The sequence below is a fragment of the Roseburia amylophila genome, assembly GCF_025567465.1.
Classification (GTDB): domain Bacteria; phylum Bacillota; class Clostridia; order Lachnospirales; family Lachnospiraceae; genus Roseburia_C; species Roseburia_C amylophila.
Map to the genome: position 1 here is coordinate 158,925 of NZ_JAOQKI010000005.1, position 9,182 is coordinate 168,106.

A 9,182-nucleotide genomic window follows, 5' to 3' on the forward strand; every position below is an offset into this window, starting at 1 on the left:
CCGGTTACACAGGCCCAGGTGGCACAGACACCAGTCAGACAGCAGCAGGCAGCACAACAGCCACAGGACGCAGAAGAACCGGTGGTATTAGAAGATGAAGAGGTTCCGCTGGCGAATATAACGGACGATAATGCAAAACAGGAAGTAACTGCATTAGAAGATGAAGCAGTTCCTCTGGCAGCAAATCCGGCGGGAGAAGATAACTGTATCATCCATTGGATTATGATGATTCTTACGATTGTATTTGCAGGATATAATGTAGTAAGGGCAGTACTTCGTCAGAAGAAAAATGCATAAAAGCAGGAGGCAGAAAGTATGAAGATAGTAGATGGAATCATTGCTGTTATATATGTAATTGCTATGGCAGTGCTGTTTTTCTTGAGAGACTGTGAGAAAGATCTTCCAATGGGAATTCTGGCACTGGCTGTTACCGCAGCTGCAGTAGCATGTATGGTTATCCAGAATAAAAAGCGTGATAGCAAAGCAGCAAGAGCTTAAAAAATAATATAAATAAGTATTGCAGGCAGGACGATAGAAAATGAAAATACATTTTGTCGTCCTGCTGTTTTTCGTTGCCAGCCATTTGAAGAAAGCTTTCACTTGACATTATTTTAAAATTGAGCTATTGTATTAATTAAATAATACAATGATAATTGCAAAGAAGAAAAGGGAGATTAGGTATGGCAAAGAAAAAGAAGAAAATGGAGTTTGAAACAATGCAGGTAAAGCTGCCTCATGTAAAGGGGTTGTCCATTGTGCTTCCGGTTATTTATATTTTATGGGTGGCAGTGATGTATTATCTCCTGCTTCCGGCACTTAATATTCATTCCAGAGGTTTATGGCTGTTTGTATTAGGCGTTATATTATTCCCGTTAGGAATAATAGGTGCGTTGGTATCGGCAGCCAGGAAGGCGGAAGGTAAGTCCGCAGGAAAGCTGGAAAAGCCGGTAAACGGTATTTTTGCAGCAGTTGGAGTAATCGGAATTCTGTTCCTGATTCTTTTATTTTATGGCAGCAAAATGTTCCATGCACAGGCATATGCAGATATCCTGACCATCGAAGACAGTGATTTTAACAGCGATATCAATACAGCATCTTCTGTATCAAAGATTGCATTAATGGATACGGACAGTGCAGTGCTGCTGGGTAATCGTGAAATCGGAAGCCTTTCAGAAGTGGTGAGCCAGTATAATGTATCGGAAGACTACACACAGATTGATTATCAGGGGGCACCAACGAAAGTATCTGCATTAGAGTATGCCGGCTTCTTTAAATATATGGGAAATAAGGAAAATGGTGTTCCGGGTTATATAACTGTTGATCCGGTAGGGCAGAAGGCGCAGTATGTTCCGGTAAAGGAAGGAATGATTTATGTTCCGTCTGCTTACTTTGGCAAGGATTTAAGAAGGCATATCCGTATGAATTACCCGGATAAACTTTTCGGAAATCTTCATTTTGAAGTGGACGAAGATGGAAACCCATACTATATTGCCAGTGTATACAAATACACCATCGGTTTATTTGGTGGAGAAACCGTCGAGGGTGCAATCAGCTGTGACCCAATCAGCGGAGACTGTCAGTATTATGATGCATCAGAAGTGCCGAACTGGATGGATGATGTCTTTGACGGGGATCTTCTGGTGGAACAGTATAACTGGTATGGAGAATTATCTAATGGATTTATGAACAGCATCTTCGGCAAAAAAGGCTGTAAGAAATGTACGGAAACGGTAGTAGAGGATGAAGACGGAGATGAGGAATCTTACGAAGCAAACTTCGGCTATGTTGCCAAAGACGGGGATATCTGGATTTATACCGGAGTTACTTCCGTCAATGATGATGCCTCCAATATCGGGTTTATACTGGTAAATGAGCGGACTTCAGAAGCACATTATTACAGTATTGCAGGAGCAGATGAAAGCTCTGCAATGGCTGCTGCAGAAGGAGAAGTGCAGGAGAAAGGATACCGTGCATCTTTCCCGTCTTTGATTAATGTAGATGGTCAGCCGACTTATATTATGGTATTAAAAGATGCCAGCGGCATAGTGAAGCTTTATGGCATGGTAAATGTAGAATCTTATAATATGGTAACAACAGCAGCCAGTCTCGATGAGTGCTTTGCAAAGTATCGTAAGATGACAGGCAGTGACGGTACAGAAAACACTGGGAATCCGGAAGAGGCAGAAAATTCTTCCGGGGACAGCAACAGTACTGCAGGTAATGCACAGACAGCAGCCAAGGGAAAAATAATTCCGGAAGGTGAGACAGAGACAAGAAGTTTTGTAATCAGTGAAATACAGTATGTTGAGATTGCAGGAGAGACCTATGTTTATCTGGCAGGAGACGACGGTATGGTATACTGGCAGAAGTTTTCTGATAATGAACAATTGATTTTCCTGCATGAGGGAGATACCGTTACTGTAAATGGAATTATGGATAAAGATAATATTTACTGGATAGATACCATTGGAATCATGCAGTAGGAAGGCGAAGAAATGGAAGCAGCAATCCTTGTAGTAATTATGATTGCAGGATTTACTTATTCAGCAATTAAGACAAAAGAAAGTTGGAAGAACCGCTGCAAACGGACACTGAAAGAAAAATATGGAAAAGAACCTGAGAAAAAGGAATTTAAAAGAGAACTGATAAGAAATTATCTGGATACTGTGGGTGGAACACAGCAGGTGGATGAGGTCACATGGAATGACCTTAATATGGATGATGTGTACCAGAGAATCAACAACTGTGATTCCACCATGGGAGAAGAAATTTTATATGCAAAGCTTCATTATGCGAAGCAGACGAAGGATGAAGAGGAGCTTTTAGAAAAAAGAATAGCTTTTTGTGAAGCAGATGATGAAAAACGCTATCATCTGGAAGAAACTTTGTCAAAGCTTGGAAAGAGAGACGAGGCTTACTATATTCCATCCTTTATCCAGACAGTAGAGGATTTTGCAATTTCAAATCTCTGGGTTTATCAGATGCTCCGGATATTGCTGGTGGTAGTTGTTGTGGCGGCAGTCGTATTTCATAATATATATGCTCTGTCAGCTTTGGTGGTAGTATTTCTTGTGAATTTGTCGGTGTATATCTTTACGGTCCGGCTGAAGTTTGACCAGGAGATTCATATGATGGGAACGGCGGCATACCTGATTACGGTAGCACGAGAACTGGAGCAGGAATACCGGAAAGACAAAATTTGTGAGGAACTGGCACCGCTGCTTCCGGTATTTGACAAAATGGATAAGAAGGCATTTCTGCTAAATATCCAGAGTAGAAATGCCATGGGAGATGTGTTTGAAATGCTGCAGGATTTCCTGCTGGGAGTAACCCAGTGGCATATCCTTACTTATATGAAAGTATTGAATCAGTTTATGGATAACCAGGATGTTTATCTTAAGATTTACCGGGTGGTAGGAGAACTGGATGCAGCGGTCAGCACAGGCTCTTTCCGAAAGAGTCTGCCTCTTGTGACAGTACCGGAATATGAGGAAGCAAAGCAGCTTGAGATGGAAGAAATTTATCATCCGCTGCTTCATGGAGCAGTGACCAATTCTATGGAACTTCAGCATAACTGCATTATCACAGGCTCCAATGCTTCCGGTAAGTCAACCTTTATCAAGACCATAGCTGTCAATGTGATACTGGCACAGAGCATTCATACCTGCACCGCAAAAAGAATGCATCTGCCTCATGCAAAAATGATTACTTCCATGGCGGTAAGAGACGATATTTTATCCGGTGACAGTTATTTTATTAAAGAGATTAAATATTTAAAACGTATCCTGGATGCTTTGTCGGAGGATGAACTGGTTATCTGTATTATTGATGAAATCTTAAGAGGAACCAATACCCAGGAGCGTATTGCAGCTTCAAAAGCAATCATGGAATATCTGGCACATCATAACTGCATTGCAATTGTGGCATCCCATGATAAGGAATTGACGGAGCTTGAAAAAACTGGTTATGACAATTATCATTTTTCCGAAGAGTTTGGAGAAGAGGATATTGTATTTGATTATAAATTGCAGAAGGGACCGGCGAATTCCCAGAATGCAATCCGCCTGCTTTCCTTTACCGGGTTCCCGGAAACGATTATTGAGAGGGCAGAAAATATCAGAAGCGAATATCGGTAAAAATAATGCTTGACGAACGAAATGACATATGGTACTATAAGCAAGTTGAAGAAAGTAGAGTATCCACTCTCACCTTAGCACAATCAAGTGACTAAGTGTTTATAATGAGTATGCAATGAGCGAATCATTTTGAAGTGGATAGTCTGTCTATCCACTTTTTTTGCGGAAATAAACGGAAAGTTGTCTGGCAAAGCTGTGGTGAATTTAATTTTGGAGGTGTACGACCATTAGCGAGTTAATGATCAATGAACAAATCAGAGATAAGGAAGTCCGCCTGATTGGCGCGGATGGTGAACAGTTAGGTATCATGTCAGCAAGAGAAGCATATAAGCTGGCACAGGAAGCAGAACTTGATTTAGTAAAGATTGCTCCTGGAGCAAAGCCACCTGTATGTAAGATTATCGATTACGGTAAATACAGATATGAGCTTGCAAGAAAAGAGAAGGAAGCACGTAAGAAACAGAAAACGGTTGAATTAAAAGAAGTTCGTCTTTCTCCAAATATCGATACCAATGATTTGAATACCAAAATGAATGCCGCAAGAAAGTTCATTTCCAAAGGAAATAAAGTAAAAGTTACACTTCGTTTCCGTGGTAGAGAAATGGCACATGTACAGGCAAGCAAACATATTCTGGATGATTTTGCAGAAGCACTTGCAGATATTGCAGTAGTGGAGAAAGCACCAAAGCTGGAAGGCAGAAGCATGGGTATGGTGCTGGCAGAGAAAAGATAATGATTTTAAGGAGGAATAAATTATGCCAAAACAGAAAACAAGCAGAGCAGCAGCAAAACGTTTCAAATTAACAGGAACAGGAAAATTAAAGAGAAACAAGGCTTATAAGAGACATATCTTAACAAAGAAAACAACTAAGACTAAGAGAAATCTTAGAAAACCTGCAATGACAGATGCAACAAATGTTAAGAATATGAAGAAGATTTTACCATATTTATAAGAATTGGTTAAGGAGGAATAGAACATGGCAAGAATTAAAGGCGGCTTAAACGCTAAAAAGAAACATAATAGAACATTAAAATTAGCTAAAGGTTACAGAGGAGCACGTTCCAAACAGTATAGAGTAGCAAAACAGTCTGTCATGAGAGCCTTAACAAGTTCTTATGCAGGAAGAAAACAGAGAAAGAGACAGTTCAGACAGTTATGGATTGCCCGTATTAACGCAGCAGCAAGAATGAATGGATTATCTTACAGCAAATTTATGTATGGTTTAAAATTAGCTGGTGTTGATATGAACCGTAAAATGTTAGCTGAGATGGCTGTAAATGATGCAGAAGGATTTGCAACATTAGCAGAGCTTGCAAAAACAAAACTTGCTTAATTTTAAGAAGTGGACAAGTTATAAAAGAGGATTGTGGTTATTCGCAATCCTCTTTTTTGATGTTTGGTTCATTTGAAGTTTTTGCGGAAGCATCCTGCCCGGAAGCTTCTTTTTTGATGGAATCCAAATCTTCTCTTAAAGAGTAATGATTCTTAAGTAAGCGGTATACCATGGTATAAGCCCAGATGAGAGCCGGGACAACTACAGTGGCATAGATGGAAGCCTTAAGACAGTTTGTGGCAAAATCGCTTCCAATCAATGCAAAAACAAGAGTGGAAACATAGAGGGCAACTAAGAGTACAACACCGATAATTGCAAGAATCTGTTTTGTCTTTTTCATATATGACCTCAACTTTCTTTGATGACCTGTTTTTAGAAAAAAGCAATATACATTATTTTAACATTTGACAGCGGATAGTCAATCAGAAAATGTAAAGTTGCAGAGGATAAATACTTGAAAAAAGCACAAAATATGCTATACTGAAACAAGCGTTATACGACTAAATATGGATTAAAGGATGGATATGAACAATGGCATTATTAGAAGAATGGCAGAAGATTGCTTATGATCAGCAGGCAGATAGAGGAAAATTACAGAAGTTCTGGCAGAGATATTTTATGTTAGAGAAGGGCGTATATGAGAAGCTTTTAACAAACCCGGATGAGAAGGTAGAAGGAACTGTAAAAGAGCTGGCAGAGAAATACGACCTCAGCATTATGGATATGACTGGATTCTTAGATGGAATCAATGACAGCCTGGTAACACCAAACCCAATTGATACTATGGAAGAGGATACCAAGGTAAGCCTTGCATTCGATAAAGAAAAATTATACAAGAACATGGTAGATGCCAAAGCTGACTGGCTCTATGAATTACCACAGTGGGATGAAATTTTTGATGCAGAAACCAAGAGAAAGCTTTATTTAGAGCAGAAGAAATCCGGCACTGTTGTAGTTGGAAAGAAAGTCGGAAGAAATGATCCGTGTCCTTGTGGAAGTGGAAAGAAATATAAATTCTGCTGCGGAAGATAAGAATAAAATATTTTGGAAAACATTTGGAAAATATTTCACAGAAAAACTCTTTACATAGCAGAAAAAAGAGTATACAATAGCTTTTGTCAAAAGGACAAAACAAAGAAGAGACGAGTAGCATAACAGGAAGTCAAAGAGAGGAATACATTTGGTGAGAGTATTCTGATGGAGTGTAATGTGAAGACCAGCTCTGAGTGACCCTAATCCGGTCCGGTGATTCCGTTATCATCAGAATGAGCGGTTGTACGATAAGTACAGCAAGCAGGGTGGAACCACGATAGAGTATCGTCCCTGATGCATAAAATTTATGCATCAGGGATTTTTTATTTTACAGGAAATTGCTTTCCTGTAAAGTGAAAAACGCTCCGCGAGGATGCGCACTGCGGCGTATAAGGTAAATGTCGCATGCGACTGCCGCAGGCGCGAGAATGTGCCAAGGCACATTCTTTATTTACGCGAGTAGCGAGAAAAATCGCATGCTTGCATGCAGATTTGGCGAGCACCGCGATAACTCGAGAAACTCGCAAAGCGTGTTTCTCGTAGTTTTAATACCAATATAATAAGAAAAGGAGACTTGAACATGAAAATCACATTAAAAGATGGCTCAGTAAAAGAGTACAGTGAAGCAAAATCAGTCTATGATATTGCAGCAGATATCAGCGAAGGCCTTGCAAGAGTTGCATGCGCCGGTGAAGTAGACGGAGAAGTGGTGGATTTACGAACCGTTCTTGACAAGGACTGCAATTTAAATATTATAACAGCAAGTGATGAAGAAGGATTAAAGGTAATCCGCCATACTGCATCCCATGTGCTGGCTCAGGCGGTAAAGAAATTATTCCCGGATGCAAAGATTACAATCGGACCGGCAATTGAAGATGGATTCTATTATGATTTTGATCATGCCCCATTTTCAAGAGAAGACCTCGATAATCTGGAAGCAGAGATGAAGAAGATTATCAAGGAAGGTCATGAATTAAAACGATTCACACTTCCAAGAGAGGAAGCAATCAAATTCATGCAGGAACGTAATGAGCCATACAAAGTAGAACTGATTGAAGAATTACCAGAGGGAGAAGAAATTTCTTTCTATGACCAGGGTGGCTTCGTAGATTTATGTGCTGGCCCACATCTGATGACAACCAAGGGCGTAAAGGCATTTAAGCTGACATCATCTTCCATGGCATATTGGAGAGGTAATTCTGACAAAGCAAGATTACAGAGAATTTATGGTACTGCTTTTAATAAGAAGGAAGAGTTAAAAGAATACTTAGAGAAATTAGAAGATGCCAAACGCCGTGACCATAACAAACTTGGCCGTGAAATGGGATTATTTACCACTGTTGATGTTATCGGACAGGGACTTCCTTTATTTACACCAAAGGGAACCAAGATGATTATGAAACTGCAGCGTTGGATAGAAGACTTAGAGGATAAAGAGTGGGGTTATGTACGTACCAGAACTCCGCTGATGGCAAAGAGTGACCTCTATAAGATTTCCGGACACTGGGATCACTACATGGATGGAATGTTCATTTTAAATAAGGACAGCGACGACAAAGAGACAATGGCACTGCGTCCGATGACCTGTCCATTCCAGTATTATGTATACATGAATGAACAGCACTCTTACAGAGATCTGCCATATCGGATGTCAGAGACTTCTACATTGTTCCGGAATGAGGACTCCGGAGAGATGCATGGACTTACCCGTGTCAGACAGTTTACTATTACAGAGGCACATATTATTCTTTGCCCGGAACAGGCGGAAGAAGAACTTACCAGATGTACTGAACTTTGCCATTATGTAATGACTACACTTGGTATCGATGGAGATGTTACTTACCGTCTGTCCAAATGGGATCCGAACAACAAAGAAAAATATCTGGGCGACGAAGCATATTGGAACAGCACCCAGCAGTATCTGCGTGATGTTATGGATAAGAATGGCATCAAGTATACAGAAGCAGATGGGGAAGCTGCATTCTACGGACCAAAGATTGATATTCAGGCAAAGAATGTATATGGAAAAGAAGATACCATGGTTACCATCCAGCTTGACTGTGCAAGTGCAGAGAAGTTTGGCATGTACTATATCGATGAGAAGGGTGAGAAAGTACTTCCTTGGATTATCCATCGTACATCCATGGGATGTTATGAGCGTACCCTTGCATGGCTGATTGAACATTATGCAGGAAAATTCCCAACCTGGCTTTGCCCGGAACAGGTAAGAGTATTGCCGATTTCTGAAAAATATGCAGACTATGCAGAGCAGGTAAGAAAAGAATTAGCAGCTCATGATGTAGATGTAACGGTTGATAACCGTTCTGAGAAAATCGGATTCAAGATTCGTGAAGCAAGACTGGATAAGCTGCCGTACATGCTGGTAGTTGGTCAGCAGGAGGCAGAGAACGGAACCGTATCCGTAAGAAGCCGTTTTGCAGGAGATGAGGGCGTAAAACCTTTAGGAGAATTCATTGATGCAATCTGCGAAGAGATTCGTACAAAGGAAATCCGTAAGGAAGAAGTTGCAGAAGAAAAATAAAAATGCAATAAAATCTAATTTTTAATTTTATAATTTATATGGATTCAAAAAGACTGTTGCTGGCATTTGTACCGACCCCCAAAAGTTAGACCTAAAAATCTAACGATTGGAGGTCGGTATTTTTATGGCTAAATATTC

The 9,182-nt window shown here is 40.2% G+C and carries 10 protein-coding genes and 1 other annotated feature; of the genes, 9 read left to right on the forward strand and 1 reads right to left on the reverse strand.

Annotation, left to right across the window (positions count from 1 at the left end; genetic code table 11):
* From OCV43_RS04750 to rplT, 7 genes are all read left to right on the forward strand, one after another.
* Positions 1-297: hypothetical protein (locus tag OCV43_RS04750; RefSeq protein ID WP_262623537.1), on the forward strand; the 297-nt coding region annotated here is incomplete at its 5' end.
* 18 nt (positions 298-315) lie between these two features.
* Positions 316-498 carry a hypothetical protein gene (locus tag OCV43_RS04755; protein WP_117841205.1) on the forward strand — a complete coding sequence of 61 codons (183 nt, stop codon included), beginning with the start codon at positions 316-318 and terminating at the stop codon, positions 496-498.
* 182 nt (positions 499-680) lie between these two features.
* Complete coding sequence (locus tag OCV43_RS04760; protein WP_262623538.1) at positions 681-2,483, forward strand: hypothetical protein; 1,803 nt, start codon at positions 681-683, stop codon at positions 2,481-2,483.
* A 12-nt stretch (positions 2,484-2,495) separates the two neighbouring features.
* Positions 2,496-4,136 (forward strand): MutS-related protein, encoded by a 1,641-nt coding sequence (locus OCV43_RS04765; RefSeq protein ID WP_262623539.1) that lies wholly within the window; start codon positions 2,496-2,498, stop codon positions 4,134-4,136.
* Between the two features lie 238 nt (positions 4,137-4,374).
* Positions 4,375-4,869 carry a translation initiation factor IF-3 gene (infC, locus tag OCV43_RS04770; protein ID WP_022244104.1) on the forward strand — a complete coding sequence of 165 codons (495 nt, stop codon included), beginning with the start codon at positions 4,375-4,377 and terminating at the stop codon, positions 4,867-4,869.
* A 22-nt stretch (positions 4,870-4,891) separates the two neighbouring features.
* Positions 4,892-5,089: a 50S ribosomal protein L35 gene (gene rpmI / locus OCV43_RS04775; RefSeq protein ID WP_022244105.1), complete on the forward strand. Its 198-nt coding sequence runs from the start codon at positions 4,892-4,894 to the stop codon at positions 5,087-5,089.
* 24 nt (positions 5,090-5,113) lie between these two features.
* Positions 5,114-5,470 (forward strand): 50S ribosomal protein L20, encoded by a 357-nt coding sequence (gene rplT, locus OCV43_RS04780; protein ID WP_022244106.1) that lies wholly within the window; start codon positions 5,114-5,116, stop codon positions 5,468-5,470.
* Positions 5,471-5,507: 37 nt separating this feature from the next.
* On the opposite strand, the gene OCV43_RS13840 is transcribed toward rplT, so the two are convergent.
* Complete coding sequence (locus OCV43_RS13840; protein WP_317246655.1) at positions 5,508-5,810, reverse strand: hypothetical protein; 303 nt, start codon at positions 5,808-5,810, stop codon at positions 5,508-5,510.
* A gap of 191 nt (positions 5,811-6,001) precedes the next feature.
* Here OCV43_RS13840 and OCV43_RS04790 point away from each other — a divergent pair, with 191 nt between their 5' ends.
* Entirely contained in the window at positions 6,002-6,502 is a 501-nt protein-coding gene (locus tag OCV43_RS04790; RefSeq protein ID WP_227709816.1) for an SEC-C metal-binding domain-containing protein, read from the forward strand.
* Between the two features lie 93 nt (positions 6,503-6,595).
* Positions 6,596-6,798: a binding site (T-box leader), on the forward strand.
* A gap of 284 nt (positions 6,799-7,082) precedes the next feature.
* Positions 7,083-9,044 carry a threonine--tRNA ligase gene (gene thrS, locus OCV43_RS04795; RefSeq protein WP_227701109.1) on the forward strand — a complete coding sequence of 654 codons (1,962 nt, stop codon included), beginning with the start codon at positions 7,083-7,085 and terminating at the stop codon, positions 9,042-9,044.
* The last annotated feature ends 138 nt before the right edge of the window (positions 9,045-9,182 follow it).

Coding starts and splice junctions, on each gene's coding strand:
- thrS (WP_227701109.1), top strand. CDS start 7,083: ATGAAAATCACATTAAAAGATGGCTCAGTAAAAGAGTACAGTGAAGCA.
- rpmI (WP_022244105.1), top strand. CDS start 4,892: ATGCCAAAACAGAAAACAAGCAGAGCAGCAGCAAAACGTTTCAAATTA.
- OCV43_RS04760 (WP_262623538.1), top strand. CDS start 681: ATGGCAAAGAAAAAGAAGAAAATGGAGTTTGAAACAATGCAGGTAAAG.
- OCV43_RS04755 (WP_117841205.1), top strand. CDS start 316: ATGAAGATAGTAGATGGAATCATTGCTGTTATATATGTAATTGCTATG.
- OCV43_RS13840 (WP_317246655.1), bottom strand. CDS start 5,810: ATGAAAAAGACAAAACAGATTCTTGCAATTATCGGTGTTGTACTCTTA.
- OCV43_RS04790 (WP_227709816.1), top strand. CDS start 6,002: ATGGCATTATTAGAAGAATGGCAGAAGATTGCTTATGATCAGCAGGCA.
- OCV43_RS04765 (WP_262623539.1), top strand. CDS start 2,496: ATGGAAGCAGCAATCCTTGTAGTAATTATGATTGCAGGATTTACTTAT.
- infC (WP_022244104.1), top strand. CDS start 4,375: ATGATCAATGAACAAATCAGAGATAAGGAAGTCCGCCTGATTGGCGCG.
- rplT (WP_022244106.1), top strand. CDS start 5,114: ATGGCAAGAATTAAAGGCGGCTTAAACGCTAAAAAGAAACATAATAGA.